This is a genomic window from Streptomyces sp. NBC_00690 (assembly GCF_036226685.1).
Classification (GTDB): domain Bacteria; phylum Actinomycetota; class Actinomycetes; order Streptomycetales; family Streptomycetaceae; genus Streptomyces.
The window spans coordinates 2,003,308-2,024,120 of record NZ_CP109009.1 but is presented as its reverse complement, the minus strand read 5'-3'; the positions used below and the strand labels follow the sequence as shown (position 1 = coordinate 2,024,120).

At 69.3% G+C, this 20,813-nt stretch carries 18 protein-coding genes, 1 tRNA gene and 1 pseudogene; 7 read left to right on the top strand and 13 right to left on the bottom strand.

The window, feature by feature from the left end; translation table 11 throughout:
• Positions 1-181: 181 nt before the first annotated feature.
• Positions 182-643 (top strand): annotated as a pseudogene (gene soxR, locus OID54_RS08930) (redox-sensitive transcriptional activator SoxR); the annotation flags it as partial.
• A gap of 282 nt (positions 644-925) precedes the next feature.
• On the opposite strand, the gene OID54_RS08925 reads toward soxR, so the two are convergent.
• The 4 genes from OID54_RS08925 to OID54_RS08910 form a co-directional block, all read right to left on the bottom strand.
• Positions 926-1,537 (bottom strand): hypothetical protein, encoded by a 612-nt coding sequence (locus OID54_RS08925; protein WP_329016484.1) that lies wholly within the window; start codon positions 1,535-1,537, stop codon positions 926-928.
• Between the two features lie 472 nt (positions 1,538-2,009).
• Positions 2,010-3,329 carry a serine-threonine protein kinase gene (locus OID54_RS08920; RefSeq protein ID WP_329016480.1) on the bottom strand — a complete coding sequence of 440 codons (1,320 nt, stop codon included), beginning with the start codon at positions 3,327-3,329 and terminating at the stop codon, positions 2,010-2,012.
• A 214-nt stretch (positions 3,330-3,543) separates the two neighbouring features.
• Entirely contained in the window at positions 3,544-4,923 is a 1,380-nt protein-coding gene (locus OID54_RS08915) for an erythromycin esterase family protein (protein ID WP_329016478.1), read from the bottom strand.
• A gap of 76 nt (positions 4,924-4,999) precedes the next feature.
• On the bottom strand, positions 5,000-6,244 hold the full coding sequence (locus tag OID54_RS08910; RefSeq protein ID WP_329016475.1) for an exo-beta-N-acetylmuramidase NamZ family protein: 1,245 nt from the start codon (positions 6,242-6,244) through the stop codon (positions 5,000-5,002).
• Between the two features lie 349 nt (positions 6,245-6,593).
• Between OID54_RS08910 and OID54_RS08905 the strand changes: the two genes are divergently transcribed.
• Positions 6,594-7,187: a TetR/AcrR family transcriptional regulator gene (locus tag OID54_RS08905; protein ID WP_329016472.1), complete on the top strand. Its 594-nt coding sequence runs from the start codon at positions 6,594-6,596 to the stop codon at positions 7,185-7,187.
• Positions 7,188-7,255: 68 nt separating this feature from the next.
• On the opposite strand, the gene OID54_RS08900 is transcribed toward OID54_RS08905, so the two are convergent.
• The 4 genes from OID54_RS08900 to OID54_RS08885 form a co-directional block, all read right to left on the bottom strand.
• Positions 7,256-7,552, bottom strand: a complete 297-nt coding sequence (locus OID54_RS08900; protein WP_329016469.1) for a hypothetical protein — start codon at positions 7,550-7,552, stop codon at positions 7,256-7,258.
• A 159-nt stretch (positions 7,553-7,711) separates the two neighbouring features.
• Positions 7,712-8,008, bottom strand: coding sequence for a DUF202 domain-containing protein (locus tag OID54_RS08895; RefSeq protein WP_329027348.1), 297 nt, complete (start codon positions 8,006-8,008; stop codon positions 7,712-7,714).
• Between the two features lie 101 nt (positions 8,009-8,109).
• Entirely contained in the window at positions 8,110-8,508 is a 399-nt protein-coding gene (locus OID54_RS08890; protein ID WP_329016466.1) for a YidH family protein, read from the bottom strand.
• A gap of 28 nt (positions 8,509-8,536) precedes the next feature.
• Entirely contained in the window at positions 8,537-9,052 is a 516-nt protein-coding gene (locus OID54_RS08885) for an NUDIX hydrolase (protein WP_329016463.1), read from the bottom strand.
• Between the two features lie 145 nt (positions 9,053-9,197).
• On the opposite strand from OID54_RS08885, the gene OID54_RS08880 reads away from it, so the two are divergent.
• Complete coding sequence (locus OID54_RS08880) at positions 9,198-10,853, top strand: FAD-binding dehydrogenase (RefSeq protein WP_329016460.1); 1,656 nt, start codon at positions 9,198-9,200, stop codon at positions 10,851-10,853.
• A 154-nt stretch (positions 10,854-11,007) separates the two neighbouring features.
• On the opposite strand, the gene OID54_RS08875 is transcribed toward OID54_RS08880, so the two are convergent.
• Together OID54_RS08875 and OID54_RS08870 are read right to left on the bottom strand one after the other, a co-directional pair.
• A complete protein-coding gene (locus OID54_RS08875; RefSeq protein ID WP_329016457.1) occupies positions 11,008-12,405 on the bottom strand; it encodes a GntT/GntP/DsdX family permease in 1,398 nt (465 codons plus the stop codon).
• A gap of 57 nt (positions 12,406-12,462) precedes the next feature.
• Positions 12,463-12,972: a gluconokinase gene (locus OID54_RS08870; protein WP_329016454.1), complete on the bottom strand. Its 510-nt coding sequence runs from the start codon at positions 12,970-12,972 to the stop codon at positions 12,463-12,465.
• A gap of 144 nt (positions 12,973-13,116) precedes the next feature.
• Here OID54_RS08870 and OID54_RS08865 point away from each other — a divergent pair, with 144 nt between their 5' ends.
• Positions 13,117-13,848 (top strand): FadR/GntR family transcriptional regulator, encoded by a 732-nt coding sequence (locus OID54_RS08865; RefSeq protein WP_329016451.1) that lies wholly within the window; start codon positions 13,117-13,119, stop codon positions 13,846-13,848.
• Between the two features lie 97 nt (positions 13,849-13,945).
• On the opposite strand, the gene phsA is transcribed toward OID54_RS08865, so the two are convergent.
• Positions 13,946-15,727, bottom strand: coding sequence for an O-aminophenol oxidase PhsA (phsA, locus tag OID54_RS08860; RefSeq protein WP_443055762.1), 1,782 nt, complete (start codon positions 15,725-15,727; stop codon positions 13,946-13,948).
• 411 nt (positions 15,728-16,138) lie between these two features.
• Between phsA and OID54_RS08855 the strand changes: the two genes are divergently transcribed.
• Entirely contained in the window at positions 16,139-17,224 is a 1,086-nt protein-coding gene (locus tag OID54_RS08855; RefSeq protein WP_329016445.1) for an S-(hydroxymethyl)mycothiol dehydrogenase, read from the top strand.
• The gene (locus OID54_RS08850) at positions 17,224-17,862 is read left to right on the top strand and encodes an MBL fold metallo-hydrolase (RefSeq protein WP_329016442.1); all 639 of its coding nucleotides are present in this window, start codon (positions 17,224-17,226) and stop codon (positions 17,860-17,862) included. The genes OID54_RS08855 and OID54_RS08850 overlap by 1 nt, the downstream gene beginning before the upstream one ends.
• On the opposite strand, the gene OID54_RS08845 is transcribed toward OID54_RS08850, so the two are convergent.
• Both OID54_RS08845 and OID54_RS08840 read right to left on the bottom strand, forming a co-directional pair.
• The gene (locus OID54_RS08845) at positions 17,847-18,785 is read right to left on the bottom strand and encodes a pseudouridine synthase (RefSeq protein WP_329016439.1); all 939 of its coding nucleotides are present in this window, start codon (positions 18,783-18,785) and stop codon (positions 17,847-17,849) included. The genes OID54_RS08850 and OID54_RS08845 overlap by 16 nt on opposite strands.
• 186 nt (positions 18,786-18,971) lie before the next feature.
• A tRNA-Leu gene (locus OID54_RS08840) sits at positions 18,972-19,059 on the bottom strand.
• A 248-nt stretch (positions 19,060-19,307) separates the two neighbouring features.
• Between OID54_RS08840 and OID54_RS08835 the strand changes: the two genes are divergently transcribed.
• Positions 19,308-20,630 carry a M20/M25/M40 family metallo-hydrolase gene (locus OID54_RS08835; protein ID WP_329027346.1) on the top strand — a complete coding sequence of 441 codons (1,323 nt, stop codon included), beginning with the start codon at positions 19,308-19,310 and terminating at the stop codon, positions 20,628-20,630.
• Positions 20,631-20,813: the final 183 nt, after the last annotated feature.

Sequence of the window (20,813 nt, the reverse complement as noted above, 5' to 3'; positions counted from 1 at the left end):
CGATGTGGGGATGTCCTCGGCCGCCGGTGCGGACGGGCCGGCCAGCGGTTCGACGGGCGGTCGCGCGAGGGTGTCCGATCGCCGTTCGCAGACAGGGGGCAGCCAGCGTTCAGGGGGTCAGGGGCGGCCCCCGGTGCACCGTGCCATCCCGTGTGCGTGCCCGGGCCAGTAGGGTCGCCGAGTGCCCCAGTTTTTCGAAACCACACAGGAGCTGAGCGTCGGCCAGCTCTCGCAGCGCAGTGGTGCGGCCGTGTCCGCCCTGCACTTCTACGAGTCCAAGGGGCTCATCAACAGCCGTCGTACCACCGGGAACCAGCGCCGCTACTCCAGGGACACCCTTCGTCGGGTCGCCTTCGTCCGTGCCGCGCAACGAGTCGGCATTCCGCTGGCGACCATCAGGGACGCGCTGGCCGAACTGCCCGAAGAGCGCACCCCGAACCAGGACGACTGGGCGCGGTTGTCGCAGGCGTGGCGCAGCGAGTTGGACACCCGCATCAAGCAGTTGGCGCGCTTGCGCGATCATCTGACCGACTGCATCGGCTGTGGCTGTCTGTCGCTGGAGACCTGTGTCCTGTCCAACCCGGACGACACCTTCGGTCAGCGGATGGCGGGCTCCCGACTGCTGCCCGTGCGCCGCGAGGCCGGGACCGCCGGGACCGCCGAGAACACCGGGACCGCCGCGAACGCCGGGACCGCCGCGAACGCCGGGACCGCCGCGAACGCCGGGACCGCCGCGAACGCCGGGACCGCCGCGAACGCCGGGAACGCCGGGAACACGGTCTGAGTTCCGCACCGTACCCGTGGGGTACGGATGCGAACCAGGGGCGGCATGCCGGTGAGTGCCCCCGCGCACTCACCACGGGCGCGGAGGGCGGTCCACGCGGTACCGAAGGGCGGTTCGCGTGCGATTCCTGCTGCGCGCCGCTCAGGCGACCGACGCCAATGCCACTCGCCCGACCGCCTTGGCCGCGGCCACCGCATCGGACGACAGTACGGGTCGGGGCACCACGATTCCGCAGCCCAGGCAGACGGGTCCGCTCCAGGGCTCGTGTGCGAGGTTGTTGCGCCACTCGATCTCCCTCGCTCCGCAGGCCGGACAGGACTCGCCTGGTGCCCTGCCCAATGCCTCGATCAGTCGGCGCAGCACCTCGTCGAGCGGTGCCGTGGGGTGAACGCTCGGGGTGTCGCAGCGCGCGACTCCATGGCCGCCCCAGGTGCGACGGTGCCAGTCGTCGAAGGACGACGGCCGTCGTAGTCCACCGTGCTTCTCCCGTTTGCGGCGGTCCGCGAAGCTCTCCTCGTACGCGAGCCAGACCGCACGCGCCCGTTCCAACTCCTCCAGTGCGGCCACCAGCCGCGCTGGGTCGGGAGCCCGGTCCTCGGGCTCGATGCCGTGCCGGGCGCAGAGGTGATCCCATGTCGCCCTATGCCCATAAGGGGCAAATCGCTCAAGGCACTTGCGCAGTGAGTAGCGCCGGAGCGCCAAATCACACCGCGCATCGCGCACCTGTCTCGCAAGACTCCTGAAGCCGGCCATGCACTGCCACCTCCGTCGCTGGTACATCGGCGTTGGTGTATGGACGTACGACTGCCCGATCCGGCTCCATCGAAAATCCGATGGGGCCCATTAATGAAACGTTCCTACGATGGCGGGTGGGGTCGCACCTGCGCCGATGTCCTGTTGTCCCGTCCGTCTCGGAGCCCGAACTGCCCATCCGCGCCCCGAACCCATCGTGGGAAGACTGCCCCTGAAGACTGCCCCGAATGCCCGTGGGCAAGGGAGCGAGTTGTCGGACGTTTCCCATTGCGCCGCGCACTCCAGGTCCGTACGGCTCTCGTCGATCGCCGTGCGCCCCCGACCTTCCGCGGCCGACCCGGTACCCGTCGGGCTCACAGGAGTGCCGAAGCCGCGACCGGGTACCCGGAGTGTTGAAGGACCGCGCCCGCAGCCCGGGATGGTCCGCGTCCGTTCGGTGTTCCACGGCCCGTCCGGCGCGGTCCCGCCGGGCTCAGCGGCCCAGACGCCCCGCCGAGACGACCACGCGGGCCAACTCCTCGTGGCAGATGTCACTGTGCGCGCCGGACGGCGGCCCCCCGCGCCGCACCACCTCCGCGCAGTCCACGCTCACACAGCCGGATGCGGGAACTCCCCGCGCCAGGGTCTGGGCGAGCGACAGCCGTACCGAGGGCGAGCGCACGGCTTGGACGCCGTCGTACCCGACCGCCCACCAGCGGCGATCGAGGCCGATCGCCGTGCGGTCGTCCCCGGCGAGTCGGGAGGCCAGGGGGTAGATCACGCCGAGCGCACTGTCGTGTCGGGAGTGGCAGGCCACCAGGGGCCCGTCGATCCGCTGTTCCATGCTCCGCAGCGCGCCCGCGTTGTGCGAGGCGTGGGGGAGGCTGGGAGCGAAGGCGTAGTGCGAGAAGGCGCCTTGGAGCAGGGTCACCGACTTCACGGAGCGCACCCCGTCAGGAAGCCCCTTCAAGGCGAAGGACACCAGTCGCGCGCCTTGGCTGTGGCCCACGAGGTGGACCCGTACGCCCGGTCGGGTACGGGCGAGTTGGCCGAGGAGCGGACCGAGCCCCAGTTCGCCGACCGCACCGGCCCGGCGCTTCATGGCGTAGTACGTGGTCTGGCGCAGCAGTTCCTTGGCGCCCTTCCAGGTCTTCTGGAACCCCTCGCCCAGGGAGTCGACGGAGAGTGTGGCGATGTCGGCGGGGTCCTTCTGGTCGCGGGCGAGGGCGAATAGTTGGCACAGCTCGAACGCGTCCTCGAAGTACAGGGCGGGCGGCCCCTGCTCGTCCTGGGGGAGATCGGTGGTGAAGCACGTCTCCAGCCCGCCCGCGGGCGCCTCGGTCAACTCCCGGGCCAGCCGTCCGAACTCGGCGAACGCCTCCCGGGACGCGGGGCGCTCGGTGAGGAGGCCCGCGAGCCGGGCCACGGTGGGCTCGTGTCCGGGGAAGACCGCGTTCAAAGCGGTCTGGCTGGGTCCGTCCAGCGTGATTGGGTCCGTCGCCGCGATTCGGGGTGCCACCGTCTCGGGGGCGGCGAACAGCGAGGGGTCGAAGTCGGGGACGGGTTCATCGGTGAACCTCATGGAGGGCCAGACGATTCCCCCGTACCCCAACCGTATTTTCGGTCCCAGCAGGGCCGGGAAGGGTGCGAAGAAGGATGAGTACAGCCGCTGGGCGACCGAGGGTGAGTTGTTCCAGCCGTGTGCGAACAGCACGAGATCCGTGACGTCCATCCGCAGCAGCCGTTCGCGCTGCGCGGTGTTGACATCCCCGTCCTTGTCGAAGGTGATGTCCTGATAGGGCGCAACGCTCATCCCCGCCATACTGTCCTCCCCAGGGTGGGCCTGCCTGTGTAGGAAGCATCCTGCGTACGGGAGGGAACGGCCAGCCCTCCGACCGGGACAGTCCGGGACAGTCCGAGGCAGTCGACTTCGAGCGGGCCGAAGGCGGCGCGAAGTCGACGAAGTGCTGTGGGACGCTCCGTCGCAAACGTGGTGGGATCGACAGGCGGGACTCCTTCCGCCCTGGTCAGAGCAGATCGGCCGGGGTGATCCTGGGGAGGTGGATCAGTACGTCGTACGACGGAGCCAGCCGTACCGCCTGGGGCGGATCGGGCCACCCGGCGCCGATGCTGCGGACCGGACGGGCGGTGTTGAGCCAGGTGCGCGCGATGGACGGCACCGTGCGCAGGTCGATCGTGTAGCTCTGCCGGGACACCCGCTCCAGCACCACTTCGGCGCTGCCCGCCTCGGGCGGTCCCACCGAGAAGGTGCGCACGGGTTCCGCCGGGTCGGTCAGATCAAGGGCGCGGAACGACCCCTGTCCGAAGGTGAAGCCCACGTTCACGTACGCGTCGCCGACCAGGTCCCGAAGGAAGGCACCCTGCACCTTCGGATACTGCGCGGTGTTGCTGGATTCGTATCCCACATGTCCGTTGTGTGCTGACAGCAGCACACGACGCCCGGTCTGGCGCTGCCACCACACCGTGTTCTCGGCCATGATCTGGTCCCGATAGCGCATCATCTGGGCTGTCCCACCAGGGGTGGAGTAGTCGAAGGAGTACATGGTTCCGACCTGGGCGATGGCCCGGGCGTGCTGCACTGCCCAGACATGTCGGTCGCGATCTCGGTGGGGCCGCTGCTGCTCCAACAGCATGAGCGCCCGCTGCACATCGGTCGCCAGTTCGCGCCGTTCGGCGAGCGGCTTGGAGAGGTACGCCTTCATGGTCTGGTCCACGGACGCTGACTCCGGGGGACGTGACGCCCGGTAGAGCCGGGTGAACTCCGGCAGCAGCTTCGGATGCCGTTCGCCGACGTACCGCGTCACCAGGTCGAACAGTTGCGGGCCGGCGTGGGCGGAGTCGTTGCCCATGAAGTGCACCGGCCGTTCGGGGTGGCGGATGTTGTGTCCGCGCATCCAGCGGATCAGATCCAGGTACTCCTGGGTGTTCCAGGGGAAGTAGGCGTTCTGGAACTCCTCCCGCATGATCTGCCGCGGGTCACCCTTGCCGTGCAGCACGTGGTCATTGAGCCGGACCCCGGCGCTCCAGTTCGCTTCCAGGGAGAAGGTGGCGAAGCCGTCGCGCCGCACTAGCTCCTTGAACACCTGGGTCTTGGTGCGGAAGAACTCGTGGGAGCCATGGGTGGCTTCGCCCATGCCCACGATCGAGGCATCACCGATCATCCGTCGCAGCGGTCCCAGATCGGAGAGTGGCTCGGCCGTCTTGGCCAGCGCGCGGGCGATACGGTCGTCGGTCGGTCGGTGGCCGGGTTCGGTCGGTGGTGCGAGCTGCGGGACGCGGGGCGAGATGGCGGGCCCGGCTGCGGCAGCCGCAGCCGGTAGGCACAGGGCGACGGAGGCCAGGGTGAGCAGGCCCAGCACACCTCGTTGAATCGCTGTTCGATACATGTACCCACTGTGCCGCCGGGGCGGCGCGGTGGTCGAACCGGCACGCCCCCGGGGGGAGATGGGGCCATCCCCCCTCTCAGTACCGCAGATACCTCCTGCGGACCCTGCGGAACGCGGCCAGTTCATCCCGCCAGGACCCCACGACCTCATCGGTGTCCGCTCCGGCGTCGATGAGCGTGCGGACCTTGGTCGATCCGGTGAGCTTGTCGATCCAGTTGTTGTTGACCCACTGGAATCCGGGCCAGACGGCCCGCGCGGTCACCAGGAGGCCGATGCCGGTGCGCACCGGATCGAAGGCGTCCCGGTCGTGGACGTGGAGTTGGAGACCGCCGCAGGTCTTGCCGACGTGCTTGTTGAACGTGGGGGTGAAGTACGCCTCGCGGAAGTGCACCCCCGGCAGGGCCAATGACTGCGCCGCCTGCGCCCAGCGGCGATCGACCCCAGGCGCACCCAGCAGTTCGAACGGTCGGGTCGTGCCGCGCCCTTCCGACAGGCTGGTGCCTTCGAAGAGGCAGGTTCCCGAGTAGACCAGCGCGGTGTCCGGGGTCGGCATATTGGGGCTCGGCGGTACCCAGGGCAGTCCGGTGTCCCCGAAGTGGTCCGAACGCCGCCAGCCCGACATCCGTACGGTGGCCAGGTCGACCGGATCGTCCTTGAGGAACTCGCCGTTGAAGAGCAGGGCCAACTCGGCCACGGTCATTCCGTGTGCCTGGGCGATCCGCTGGCGGCCGACGAACGAGGCGAAGGCCGGCTCCAACACCGGTCCCAGGGCGGCCCTGCCGCTCACCGGATTCGGTCGGTCGAGCACGACGAAACGTTTACCCGCGAGCGCCGCCGCCTGCATGCAGTCGTACAGGGTCCAGATGTAGGTGTAGAAGCGGGCGCCCGCGTCCTGGATGTCGAAGACGATCGTGTCCACACCCGACGCGGTGAAGACGTTCGCCAGCCGCTGCCCGCTCTGCTGATAGGTGTCGTAGACGGGCAGTCCGGTTGCCGGATCGTCGAAGCGCCCCTCGGAGCCGCCCGCCTGGGCCGTCCCCCGGAAGCCGTGCTCGGGTCCGAAGACGGCGACCAGGTCGATTCGTTCGTCGCCGTGCATCACATCGACGATGTGGCGCACGGCGGAGGTGACGCCGGTCGGGTTGGTGACCACGCCGACCCGCTGCCCTGACAGCAGGGCGTACCCGTCGGCCGCGAGTCGGTCGAACCCGGTGTGCAACCGCCTGCGCACCGATGCGTGCGCGGTGGTGGCGTGTGTCCCGGCGGCCAGGGCGCCCGCAGCTCCACCGGCGGCCAGCAGTCCCCTTCTGGTCAGCGCCATGTGCTTCCTTCCCAGCCGATTCCTGTCATGCTCACGCACGCTAGCGCTCTTGGTGACAGGAGGGAACGACCCGGTCGAAGCCGCGTCGCCCCCCGGTCGCGCCGCGCCACCCGGGCGGGCGGAACCAGTGGCCTACCGGTGTTCCACCGGCCCTGGCGTCGGCCCCGTCGCCCCCTGCGCCCCCTGCGCCCCCTTCGGCGGAGGCGCGACCGCGATCCCCGATGGGAAGATCCCGGACAGATCGGCTGTTCTACTGCCAGACAAATGCAGCAGCCAAATCGGCAGATAAATGCAGCAGGCGAACGCTGCGGACGGACGCAGGAAACGGACGAAGGGCCGGTGGCACACGATGGCCAGGACGACGGACGGGGACCACGGACCCGTACCGCAGAGACTGTTGGCCACCGCCACCCGGCTCTTCGCCCAACGCGGCTACGACCGCACCTCGGTCCAGGAGGTCGTCGAGTCCGCGGGGGTCACCAAGGGGGCCTTCTACCACTACTTCGACTCCAAGGAAGACCTGCTCCACGAGGTGTACGCCCGGGTCCTGCGCCTACAACAGCAGCGGCTGGACGGCTATGCGGACGCGGGCGGGCCGGTGGAGGACCGACTGCGGGAAGCGGCGGCGGACGTGGTGGTGACGACGATCGCGAACCTCGACGACGCCGAGATCTTCTTCCGTTCGATGCACCACCTCGGCCCCCAGAAGCGTCAGCAGGTACGGGCGGAACGCCGGCGCTATCACGAACGGTTCCGGGCGCTCGTGGAAGAGGGGCAGCGGAGCGGAAGGTTCTCCACGGCGACCCCCGCCAACCTCGTCGTCGACTATCACTTCGGCTCGGTGCACCACCTGTCCACCTGGTATCGCGCCGATGGGGCCCTGAGCCCCCGAGAGGTCGCCGACCACCTGGCCGATCTGCTGATGCGGGCCCTGCGTCCCTAAGCCGCGGCTGACGCATCCCCTCTGGTCTGCGACGACCGAGAAGCAGCGCTCCCGATCGTCCGAGCACCTCAATGGTCGTCCCAGTGCCCCTCGTGGGCCGCGTGCCGATGTCCGTCGTGGAGGTAGTCGATGTGATCGCCGTGCTCCACGGCGGGGTGTCCACAGCTGGAGCCGTGTTCATGGGCGTGTCCGCTGTGCGAGATGTGCTCGCCCGGTTCGCACTCGTCCCAGTGGCCCGAGTGCTCGCGGTGGAGATGACCGTCGTGGGCGTAGTCGATGTGATCGCCGTGCAGGATTCCCGTGTGGCCGCAGGCCGGGCCATGGGCGTGCTCGTGCGCGGGATGTTGTTGGTGGAGTACGGCCATGACCCTCACCCTTGTCTAGGTTTCACGATGTTTGTGCCGTTCTGATCACTTCCAGATTAGTTCCCGGAGCGCGCTGCGCCCGATGAGCAGCCATTCGGCGGTTCATCCCGTTCGGCGGTTCAATCGCTCGGCTGTGCAGCTGTTGGGCGCTGCTCGTCGTCAGAGGACCATCGTGCTGGCGAAGGCGGCCAGGGCCACCGTGCACCCGGCGGCCAACAGGGCCGCCCCGGTCGACAGCGGCGGGGGATGGGCGTGGCCTCCCAGCACCCTTATCCGCCTGTGGGCCGCCCGCAGGAAGACCAGCGAGATCAGTACGCTTAGCGCCACGACGACCGTTCCCGCGGCGTCCAGCCCGCCGTGCTCGCTACTGGCCACCTGCCGCCCGGCGAGCACGGCCGCCACGGCGAACGCCAGTGTCGTCCTGCGCCAAGCGAGCCGGGTGCGCTCCGGTTGCAGACCCGGGTCACGGTCCCCGCCCCACGGAAGGCTCTGCTCCGGAGGCCCCGAGCCGGGAGGCGGAGCCGGGGCCGCACCCGCATCCGCACCGGACGACGCCTTCACCGGCCCTGCTCCCACCCCAGGAAGACCACCACGATCATCGCCACCGCGACCACGGCGATCACCAGGCTCACCAGCGCGGGGAAGCGTGACACCGGAAGGTCCTCGCCGCGCCGCATCGCCCGCTCGCAACGCACCCAGTGGTTCACCGCGCGCAGCGCGCACAGCACTCCCGCCCCCAGCAGCCCGAAGGCCAACCCGGCCCGTACGCCCCAGCGCAGGTCGGGCAGGAACTGATCCACCGCGAAGCCGCCGCCGATCAGCGCGAGCGCCGTACGCAGCCAGGCCAGGAAGGTGCGCTCGTTGGCGAGCGAGAAGCGGTAGTCGGGGGTGTCGCCCTCCTCCCTGACCCGCTGGGGGGCGAACCACAGCCGCAGGCTCCGCAGAAAGCCGCTCACTCCACCGCACCTCTCATCGGACCGGGCCTCATCGCGCTCGTCCTCGGTGGGCCTTCAGCTGTTCATACGCAAACGAGCCGTCGGGTACCCAATCCCACTGGTCGAGCCGCTGTTCCAACTCGTCCTCCGTGAGGAAGGAGTGCCAGGCCACCTCCTCGGCCTGCGGGTTCACCGGGCCCTCGCAGCGCACCTGGTAGACGGCCGACCACCAGCTCTGGCCGTCGTTCTCGTAGAGGAAGCGGAACAGGGGCTCGGGCCGGGGGAGATCGGCCGTGCCCAACTCCTCGCGCGCCTCCCGCAGGGCGGCGTCGTCGTACTCCTCGCCGGCGCCCACCACTCCGCCCACGAACATGTCGTGGAGCGAGGGGAAGACCAGCTTGGTCGCCGTCCGGCGGTGCACGAAGATCCTGCCCCGGGCGTCGGTGGCCAGGACGAAGACACAGCGGTGGCGCAGCCCGCGGGCGTACACCTCGCCGCGCGTGGCCCGGCCGATGACCCGGTCCCGCTCGTCGACGATGTCCAGCACCTCTTCAGCAGGATTCATGTGCGCCATACAACCACCGTCCCGGGTGGGGTACCCGTCGTACCCCTGTGCGGCCCCGGTCGGCCGTGGCTGTTGACGCGGTTACCGGCCCGTACCGAAGATCGGGAGTCCAACCGCCGCCCCCTGCCCACGAAGGACGGAACCCATGGCGTACGACGCTGATGTGATCGTGATCGGGGCGGGGCTCGCGGGGCTGGTCGCTACCGCCGAACTCGTCGCCGCCGGACGCAAGGTCATCCTGCTGGACCAGGAGCCCGAGCAGTCGATCGGCGGCCAGGCCCACTGGTCGTTCGGCGGACTCTTCCTGGTCGACTCGCCCGAGCAGCGCCGGATGCGGGTCAAGGACAGCCGGGACCTCGCACTCCAGGACTGGCTGGGCACCGCGGGCTTCGACCGCCCGGAGGACCACTGGCCGCGCCGCTGGGCCGAGGCGTACATCGATTTCGCCTCCGGGGAGAAGCGCGCCTGGCTCCACGCCAGGGGAGTCCGGTTCTTCCCCGTCGTCGGCTGGGCGGAGCGCGGCGGCTACGACGCCCGCGGCCACGGCAACTCGGTACCCCGCTTCCACATCACCTGGGGGACCGGTCCCGGCCTCCTCGCCCCCTTCGAGCGCCGGCTGCGTGAAGGAGTCGACCGCGGCCTGGTCCAGGTGCTGTTCCGCCATCGCGTCACCGCTCTGAGCGGCAGTGGTGGCACTCTCGACACCGTCAGCGGCGAGGTGCTGGAACCGTCCGACGCACCGCGCGGCACCGCCTCCGGTCGGGAGGCCGTCGGGGCCTTCGAGCTCCGCGCGCAGGCGGTGATCATCACCAGCGGCGGCATCGGCGGCAACCACGATCTGGTCCGTGCCCAGTGGCCCGGCCGGCTGGGCACACCACCGGCGAGGATGCTGTCCGGAGTCCCCGCCCATGTCGATGGACTGATGCTCGGGGTGGCCGAACGGGCCGGCGCCCACCACATCAACGGCGACCGGATGTGGCACTACACCGAGGGCATCGAGAACTGGGACCCGATCTGGGCCCGGCACGGCATCCGGATCCTCCCCGGCCCGTCCTCGCTCTGGCTCGACGCCCGGGGCCGTCGGCTGCCTGTGCCCCTCTTCCCGGGCTTCGACACCCTCGGCACCCTGGAACACATCATGCGTTCCGGACACGATCACACCTGGTTCGTCCTCGACCGGAAGACCATCGGCAAGGAGTTCGCACTCTCCGGCTCGGAACAGAATCCCGATCTGACGGGCAGGTCGGTCCGCGGAGTGCTGAACCGGGCGAGGGTCGCCGTACCCGCCCCGGTACAGGCGTTCATGGACAACGGCGTCGACTTCGTCGTCGAGGACGACCTTTCGGCGCTGGTGCGGGGGATGAACGCCCTCACCGATGAACCGCTGATCGACGAGGAGGAACTGCGCCGGGAGATCACCGCCCGCGACCGGGAGATCACCAACCCCTTCACCAAAGACCTCCAGGTCATGGCCATTCGGGGCGCGCGCCGCTATCTGGGCGACAAACTCATCCGCACGGCCGCCCCCCACCGCATCCTTGATGCCCGCTCCGGCCCGCTCATCGCCGTACGACTGAGCATCCTCACCCGCAAGTCCCTCGGCGGACTGGAGACGGACCTGTCGTCGCGGGTGCTCGACGGGCGGGGGAACGTGCTCGCCGGGCTGTACGCGGCCGGTGAGGCGGCCGGGTTCGGAGGCGGCGGGATGCACGGCTACCGCTCGCTGGAGGGCACCTTCCTCGGCGGCTGCATCCTGTCGGGGCGAGCGGCGGGACGGGCCGCCGCGCGGTCGGTGGACTGAGACCGGCGAGGACAAGCGGACTAGGGGACAAGGGACAAGGGGACAAGGGGACTGGGCCGGCCGGGATGGGCGTGTTGCGGCCGGCCGGGAACGCGGGTGAACGCGGACGGGCCCCTCTCGTCGAGAGGGGCCCGCACCATGGATCGAACCGGCGCTACAGCACCAGCGAGAGCAATAGGACGAAGACGATGCCGACCACCGAGATGATGGTCTCCATCACCGACCAGGTCTTGATCGTCTGTCCGACGGTCATGCCGAAGTACTCCTTCACCAGCCAGAACCCGGCGTCGTTCACATGGCTGAAGAAGAGGGAGCCACAGCCGATCGCCAGCACCAACAGCGCCGACTCGGTCGTGGTCATGCCGGCCGCCAGCGGCGCCACCAGACCGGCGGCCGAGATCGTCGCCACCGTCGCCGAACCGGTCGCCAGTCGGATCGCCACCGCGATCAGCCAGGCCAGCAGCAGGGTGGGTATCGACCAGTTCTCGGAGAAGTCCAGGATCATCTGGCCCACACCGACGTCGATCAGGGTCTGCTTGAAGCCGCCGCCCGCACCGACGATCATCAGGACGCCCGCGATCGGGGCGAGCGACTTCTCGACCGTCGACGCCATCCGGTCCTTGGTGAACCCGGCGGCCCGGCCCAGGGTGAACAGACCCACGAGCACGGCGGCGAGCAGCGCGATCAGCGGCGAACCGATGACCTCGGTGACCTTCTGGACCGGGTTCTCCGGGTCGTCCACGACGATCTCGACCAGTGCGTTGGCCAGCATCAGCACGACGGGCAGCAACACCGTGAACACGGTCGCACCGAATCCGGGACGCTTGTCCAGGTCCTCGGAGGGGCGTGCCGGGATCATCTTCTCGGGCGCCGGGATGTCCACCCAGCGGGCCGCGTACTTGGAGAAGATCGGACCGGCGATGATCACGGTCGGGATGGAGACGAGCACACCGAGCGCCAGGGTCACACCGAGATTGGCGTCGAGCGCATCGATGGCGACCAGCGGACCGGGGTGCGGCGGAATCAGTCCGTGCATCACCGACAGACCGGCCAGGGCGGGGATGCCGATCCGCATCAGGGAGTAGTTGCCGCGCTTGGCGACCATCAGGACGACCGGGATCAGCAGGACGATGCCGACCTCGAAGAAGAGGGGCAGTCCGATCACGGACGCGATCAGCACCATGGCCCAGGGCATGGTGCGCCCGTTGGCCTTGGCGAGGATCGTGTCGACGATCTGGTCACCGCCGCCGGAGTCGGCGAGCAGCTTCCCGAGGATCGCGCCCAGCGCGATCAGCACGCCCACACCGGCGACCGTGGCGCCGAGCCCCTTGGAGAAGGACTCGATGGCCTTGCCGAGGGGCGCCCCGGCGAGGGCGCCGAGCGTCAACGACCCGATGGTCAGGGCCAAGAAGGCATGGAGCTTGAACTTGGTGATGAGCAGGACGATGACGGCGATGCCCGTCAGGACGGCTATGCCGAGCTGGGCGTTGCCCGCCGAGGTGATCGGCGCTGTGGCGTCCGCTGCCAGCATCTCGACACTGAGACTGGTCACGGTGGTTCCTCACAGAAGGGGGACGGGTGCACGGGTGGGGAGGGCGGAGCGGGTCGGTCAGGCGTCCAGCCGGCGGAGTTCGACGACCGCCCTGCCGGTGATGTCCTCGGGGGTGCCGGACACATCGACGGCGACACCCCGCTCGTCCTCCTCCAGCTGCTGGAGGGTGGCGAACTGGGAGTCGAGGAGTCTCGTCGGCATGAAGTGGCCCTTGCGCTCGGCCATCCGCTGCTCGATGAGCGCCCGGTCGCCGGTCAGATGGAGGAAGACCGCGTTCGGGGCAGCCGCGCGCAGCCGGTCCCGGTAGGCGCGCTTGAGAGCCGAGCTGGAGACCACCCCACCCGATCCGGCCCGGTCATGGGCCCAGCTTCCGATCGCGTCCAGCCAGGGCCAGCGGTCGGCGTCGTCCAACGGAACGCCGGCCGACATCTTGGCTATGTTCGCCTCGGGGTGGAAGTCGTCGCCTTCGGCGTAGGGAACGCCCAGCGCATCGGCGAGCAGGGGACCGATGGTGGTCTTGCCGGTTCCTGCGACGCCCATCACCACGACGACGTGGGGGGTGGTCATCTCATGCCTCGCTGTCTTGAGTCGACGCCGGTGTCGACATCTGTCCGTCGCGCTACTGAAACCTATTACGTACGACATATTCAAGAGGTCGAGATCTAAACGTCATACTTTTTCTGCGTGAGGGATGCCACGTACTCTTGCCCCATGACCACAGCGGGCCAGACGGCCTCGGCGGGCCAGGGCCTGCACACGCATGTACTCGACACCCTGGGCCTCGCCATCACGGCCGGCGAGTATCCGCAGGCCAGCGTGTTGCGCACCGACGAGATCGCCCAGCGTTTCGACGTCTCGCGCACGGTCGTCCGCGAGGTGATCCGCGTCCTGGAGTCGATGAGCCTGGTGGAGTCCCGGCGTCGGGTCGGGGTCACCGTTCGCGCCATCGAGGAGTGGAACGTCTACGACCCGCGCGTCATCCGCTGGCGGCTGGCCGGCGTCGACCGCCCGCGGCAACTGCGTTCGCTCACCGTGCTGCGCTCGGCCATCGAGCCGGTGGCCGCCGGCCTCGCCGCACGCCACGCCACCCCCGACCAGTGCGCCGAACTGACCGCCTGCGCGCTGGGCATGGTCGCGACCTCGCGCGGGCACCAACTCGACGGTTACCTCAAGCACGACGTCGCCTTCCACCGGGTGGTCCTCAACGCCTCCGGCAACGAGATGTTTGCGCGGCTCGGCGATGTGGTGGCCGAGGTCCTGACCGGGCGCACGCATCACCAGGTGATGTTCGACGACCCGGATCCGGCGGCGGTGACCCTGCACGTCCAGGTCGCCGAGGCGGTCCGCGCGGGTGACGCCGAGCGGGCCGAGCGGATCACCCGCGAGATCGCCGTGGGGGCGCTGGCCGAGCTGGACGTACTGGCACCCGACCCGTCCGGGTGACGTCGGTCCCGGCCGGATGGAGCCCGCACCCGCCCCTCCCAGGCGGAAGGGCCCCACGGGGTGACCCGCGGAGCCCTACGCCCACTCGATCGACCACTCAGGCGTGATGGCCGCCGTGTCCGGTGCCGTGGTCGAACTTCAACGCCTCGGGGGGCATCACCACGAAGGGCCGCATCATCCCCATGTCCTCGTGCTCCAGCAGGTGGCAGTGGTACATGAAGCGCCCGTACGCCCCGTCAAAGTGCCCCATCACCTTCACCGACTCCGCGGCGGTCACCCGGAAGACGTCCTTCCACCCCTGCTCGTTGGGCGGCACCGCAAGCGGCCGGCCCGGATCGAAGGTGATGGGACTACGGGTCCCGCCGAGCACCGGATCGAAGCCCGTCACGTCGTACGCCTCCCGGGCCAGCACCTGGAAGTCCGCCAGGTGGATGTGCATGGGATGCATGATGACGCTCAGATTGAGGAAGGACCACTGCTCGTAGCTGCCCTCGCCGATGGTGAACCCGAGCCCGTCGTTGAAGGTGCGTGACGTACGTCGATAGGTCCTCAGCTTTCCGTCGGAGCCCTTGACCTGGACGATGCCCTCCGTCGGCACCGTGATCGCGGCGGCCTCCACGTCCTTGAGCTCCGCCATCTCCCAGATCTCGGGATGCCCGCCGCCGCCGACCGTGGCCGGTGGGGTCAGCACGATCAGCCGATGACCGTGGTCGACGTGGTCATGGTCGAAGCGGCGGAAGGAGCCCGAGATCATCGAAGGCAGCGAGAACCGGCTCGGCCGCTCGCACTTGTCCACCCGGAACTCCATCACCTGCGGATGGGGAATGCTGTCCGCGAGGTCAGGCACCCCGGGCGGCTGATTGCGCCCCTTGTTGACCAGCCGCACCTTGCGCCCGGCCAGCTTGCGAAAGTCGATCAGCAGGTCGAACCGCTCGGCGGGCGCCGCGATCAGGGGCGCACCGCCGATGAAGTCGTGAGTCACCGCTCGGGGCAGCAAGCCGCCGTCGCTACCGATCTGGTGCACCACCCCGGGCACCGGGTCGCCGTCCTCGTCGACCAGGACCAGGTTGTAGACGCGGGCGTTCGAAGCATTCACGAGCCGGAACCGGTACCAGTCGGCATCGACGTCCAGATGCGGCCAGATCACCCCGTTCACCGTGGAGTACGGACCCACGAACGGCAGCGTCACCGGCTTTCCCGTCTCCGGGTGCTTGGCCACCAGGATCGAGGTCTTGTGGAGCAGCCGTCCGTTGAGCCGACCGTCGGAGTCGGTGTCGATGTTGCGGTCGGCGAGGATCAGGGGCATTTCCCGCTCCCCGGACGGCAACCCCAGCGCCTCCTCCTCGTCGTCCCTGATCAGATAGGTGCCGACGAGACCCGCATAGACGTTCCAACGGGTGATGTTCATCGCGTGGTCGTGGTACCACCACTGTGTGGCGGCGTGGTCGTTCGGGTACTCCGACAGTTGGGCGTCACCGAACCCGACGGCGTTGTCGGCCCAACCGTCGTTGCCGCCGCCGGTCTGTGCGCCGTGCAGATGCGTCACCGACCATGCGGGCAGGGCCGCGACGTCCTTGCTGGGCTCCACCCCCTCGCGTCCCGGCCGGTTGTGGGGGAGCGGCTGCCCCGGACGGGCGGGCCCCACCTCCACGGCGGTCACCGGGAACTCGCTGCCGAGGGGGATGCGGTTGGTCCAGGCGATCCGGATGCGCTGCCCGCGCCGCACCTCGATGGTCGGGCCGGGCACGCTTCCCTCGTAGCCCCACATCAGGGTCGGCGGCAGTTGGGAGTGCATCCGCACCCAGGTCGGGCGCAGCGCGATCTCGACTTCCCGGCGGACGTCCGGCTCGTCGGGCCGCAGTACCGGGGGTACCGGCATCGCGTCCAGGTAGGACGTCAGTTCACGGCTGCCCCCGGCCGTGGCCTGCTCGATGATGCTCTCGGTGATGGCGTGGGCGGGGATGCCCGCCCACTCGGCGGCACCCGGTCCGCCCGGTGCTGCTGGATACTGTTCGGCCGATGCGCCTGGTCCTGACGCGGCCTGCTGTACGGTCTCGGTCACTTCGGTCATACGTTCCCCCGTAGTCCCGTGTGTCGTGTGAACGGCTGCTGTGTGGTCGGTTCGCACTCCAAGACTTGTCCTGGTCTGGTGGAGTTGCCCGTTCCGGACAATCTGGCCGATATAACACCCGTATGGCCCAGTGTGTAACGTGCATACGAGCCATCGCGGCGCGCCGCCGTGACGGGCCATAGTGGTGGCCGGTCGAGCGTGAAGAAAGGCAGGGCTTTGATGTCGCAGCAGGTGTTGGGCGTGATTGCACCGGGCAAGAACGAGCCGGTGCGGGTGGAGACGATCGTCGTCCCCGACCCGGGCCCGGGCGAGGCCGTGGTGAAGGTGCAGGCGTGCGGCGTCTGCCACACCGACCTCCACTACAAGCAGGGCGGGATCAACGACGACTTCCCGTTCCTGTTGGGCCATGAGGCCGCCGGCGTGGTCGAGTCGGTGGGCCCCGACGTCACCGATGTCGCCCCCGGGGACTTTGTCGTCCTCAACTGGCGCGCGGTCTGCGGGCGCTGTCGTTCCTGTCTGCGGGGCCGCCCCTGGTACTGCTTCGACACCCACAACGCCCGTCAGAAGATGACCCTCCTCGACGGCACGGAACTCTCGCCGGCGCTCGGTATCGGTGCGTTCGCCGAGAAGACCCTCGTCGCCGCGGGGCAGTGCACCAAGGTCGACCCGGAGGTCTCCCCGTCCGTGGCGGGTCTCCTCGGCTGCGGTGTCATGGCCGGCATCGGCGCCGCGATCAACACCGGCGAGGTCGGCCGCGGCGACTCGGTCGCCGTCATCGGTTGCGGCGGAGTGGGCGACGCGGCGATCGTGGGCGCGCGGCTCGCGGGTGCGGCACGGATCATCGCCGTCGACATCGACGACCGCAAGCTGGAGACCGCCCGGACCATGGGCGCCACCCACACCGTCAACTCCCGCGGCACCGACCCCGTCGAGGCGATCCGCGAGCTGACCGGTGGCAACGGCGCCGACGTCGTCATCGAGGCCGTCGGCCGCCCCGAGACCTATCAGCAGGCGTTCTACGCCCGTGATCTGGCGGGCACGGTCGTCCTCGTCGGCGTTCCCACGCCCGACATGAAGCTGGAACTGCCGCTGATCGATGTCTTCGGCCGCGGCGGCTCGCTGAAGTCGTCCTGGTACGGCGACTGCCTGCCCTCCCGGGACTTCCCGATGCTGATCGACCTCCACCAGCAGGGCAGGATCGACCTCGGCGCCTTCGTCAGCGAGACCATCGGACTCGGCGATGTGGAAGCCGCGTTCGACCGTATGCACCACGGTGACGTGCTGCGTTCGGTGGTGGTGTTCTGATGGCACAGGGACCCGCACGCATCGACCATCTGGTCACGGCCGGCACCTTCTCCCTCGACGGGGGCACCTGGGACGTCGAGAACAACGTCTGGATCGTCGGGGATGACACCGAGGCCGTCGTCATCGACGCCGCACACGACGCAGCGGCGATCGAGGCCGCGCTGAACGGCCGTACGCTCCGCGCGATCGTGTGCACCCATGCGCACAACGACCACATCGATGCCGCCCCCGCGCTCGCCGCGGCCACCGGGGCACCGATCCTGCTCCACCCCGATGACCTGCCGCTGTGGAAGATGACCCACCCCGACCGAGCCCTCGACGGTGAACTGTCGGACGGTCAGGTCCTGACCGTGGCCGGTGTCGAGCTGACCGTGCTGCACACCCCGGGCCACGCCCCCGGCGCCGTCTGCCTCTACGCCCCGGCCCTGGAGACCGTTTTCACCGGCGACACCCTCTTCCACGGCGGACCGGGAGCCACCGGGCGGTCCTTCTCCCACTTCCCGACGATCATCGACTCCATCCGGGAGCGGCTGTTCTCGCTGCCCGAAGGGACCGTCGTGCGCACCGGGCACGGGGACTCCACCACCGTCGCGGACGAGTCACCGCACCTCGCAGAGTGGATTCACCGGGGCCACTGAGCCAGTCGCAGTCGGCTCTCGAAACGACGCGCCCCACCCGTCACCGGATCGGTGAACTCCAGCACCCTCGCCAGGAGCTGGAGGGGGCGGTCGTGGTGCTCGGGATCGCCGGGGCGCTGCTCGCGCACCGTGGGATAGAGCGGATCGTTCAGCAGGGGCAATCCGATGCGGCTCATGTGGACCCGCAGTTGATGGGTGCGCCCGGTCGTCGGCAACAGCCGGTATCCGCCGAGCTGTCCGCTGTGGGCCACCAACGCGATCCGCGTCTCGCTGTTCGGCTCGCCGTCCTCCTCGTAGGCGGCGAGCACCCCCGGCTCCTTGACGATCCGACTGCGTACGGTCGTGGGCAGCACCACTCGCGGATCGTACGGAGCCACTGCCTCGTACTCCTTGTGCACCCGTCGATCGCGGAACATCGTCTGGTACGCGCCGCGGTCCTCGGGGCGTACGACGAACAGCACAAGACCCGCGGTCAACCGGTCCAGTCGGTGCGCCGGTTGGAGCAGGGGCAGCCCCAGATCCCGGCGCAGCCGCGCCACCGCCGTCTCCGTGATGTGCCCTCCCCGCGGGGTGGTGGCGAGGAAGTGCGGTTTGTCGACGATCAGCAACCGCTCGTCCCGATGGACCACCGTCACCTCGAACGGCACCCGCTCCTCCCCGGCGAAGTCCCGGTGGAACCAGAGGTACCGACCGGGGGCGTACGTCTCGTCCGCTGCCACCGGTCCGTCGGCGTCGACGACGCGTCCCTCGTCGAAGAGCGCCCGCACCCGCTCCGGCCCGATCGCCCGCGCGTACCGCGCCACGAAGTGGTCCAGCACGGTCGCCCACGCGCCCTCCGGATCCGCGGGCAACCGGACCCGCACGGGGTCGATGCCCTCCCGCTGGGGGAGCGGGGCGGGCGGGGGTGCTTTTCTCCGTCTCACCCCGTGACCCTATGCGTCCGCCCGATGGGCCCCCGCCCGCCCGGCCGGGACCAAGCCGACTGCCCCGAGCCCCGGCGTCGACCATGCATCGCGCGGTTCTGTCGAACGCCACGGTCGGAGTCAGTCCGCAAAAAACACAGGCCGCTAAAAACAGAAGAACCCCAGATCAACTGGGGTTCCTGCTGGTGGTGTCCGAGGGGGGACTTGAACCCCCACGCCCGATAAAGGGCACTAGCACCTCAAGCTAGCGCGTCTGCCATTCCGCCACCCGGACAAGGTGTCTGCCGCCTGGCCTCTGGCCGCTGCGACGTGGAAAACCATAGCAAACATTCGGAGTGCTCGATCACGCCCGTCCGTCCGCAGCGAGGGCCCGTACGGGCGTCCCGTGCGACGCGGTTGGCCCCGGTCGCCCGGCACCACCCCATCGCGGGGGGTGCGACCCTTGGGGACCCCGATCCGTCGCGGGAGGATGGGTCGGAACCACCAGCAGCGAGAGCGGGAGGAATCAGCGTGAGCGAGTCCGTGAGCGAGTCGACGGCCCGTGCCGTCTCGGGCCAGGACGAGGTCGTCGACCTCTGCCGTGAGCTGATCCGGATCGACACCAGCAACTACGGGGACCACTCGGGTCCCGGCGAGCGAGCCGCCGCCGAGTACATCGCGGAGAAGCTCGCCGAGGTGGGGCTCGAACCGAAGATCTTCGAATCCCATCCGGGCCGTGCCTCCACCGTCGCCCGGATCGAGGGCGAGGACCCTTCCAGGCCCGCGCTGCTCATCCACGGCCACACCGACGTCGTACCGGCGAACGCCGACGACTGGACCCACCACCCCTTCTCCGGTGAGATCGCGGACGGCTGCGTCTGGGGGCGAGGCGCCGTCGACATGAAGGACATGGACGCGATGACGCTCGCCGTGGTGCGCGATCGGTTGCGTACAGGGCGCAAGCCCCCGCGCGACATCGTGCTGGCCTTCCTCGCCGACGAGGAGGCCGGCGGCGCCTACGGGGCGCGCTACCTCGTCGACAAGCACCCCGACCTCTTCGAAGGCGTCACCGAGGCGATCGGCGAGGTCGGCGGCTTCTCCTTCACCGTCAACGAACAGCTGCGCCTCTATCTGGTGGAGACCGCCCAGAAGGGCATGCACTGGATGCGGCTGACCGTCGACGGCACCGCGGGTCACGGTTCCATGACCAACAACGACAACGCCATCACCGAACTCTGCGAGGCCGTGGGCCGCGTGGGCCGCCACAAGTGGCCGGTGAGGATGACCAAGACCGTACGGTCCTTCCTCGACGAACTGTCCGACGCCCTCGGCACTCCGCTCGATCCCGAGGACATGGACGCCACCCTCGCCAAACTCGGCGGCATCGCCAAGATGGTGGGCGCGACCCTGCGCAACTCCGCCGCGCCCACCATGCTCGGCGCCGGCTACAAGGTGAACGTCATCCCCGGGCAGGCGACCGCCCATGTCGACGGCAGGTTCTTGCCGGGGTACGAGGAGGAGTTCCTCACCGACCTCGACCGGCTGCTCGGCCCGCGCGTCAAGCGGGAGGACGTCCACGGTGACAAGGCGCTGGAGACCAGCTTCGACGGCGACCTCGTGGATGCGATCCAGTCGGCGCTCAGGGCCGAGGACCCGATCGCCCGGGCGGTCCCGTACATGCTGTCCGGCGGCACGGACGCCAAGTCCTTCGACGACCTCGGCATCCGCTGCTTCGGCTTCGCGCCCCTCAAGCTCCCCCCGGAGCTCGACTTCGCGGGGATGTTCCACGGGGTGGACGAGAGGGTCCCGGTCGACGGCCTGACCTTCGGGGTACGGGTGCTCGACCGCTTCATCGACGCGAGTTAGGCGTACGGCCCTGTGAGGTCGGGGAACCGCATCCGCGCCGGGCGGCGACCCGGCCGGGGGCGGTGTGCTGAAACGACACTCCCATAATCGTCAATGTGTGCGTGACTGACTGAGAAGAGTGAAAGGCCCCGACGGCTGGTTGCCCCACCCGTCCCTCCTCGTTACAGGTGATGCGGTCCGCGG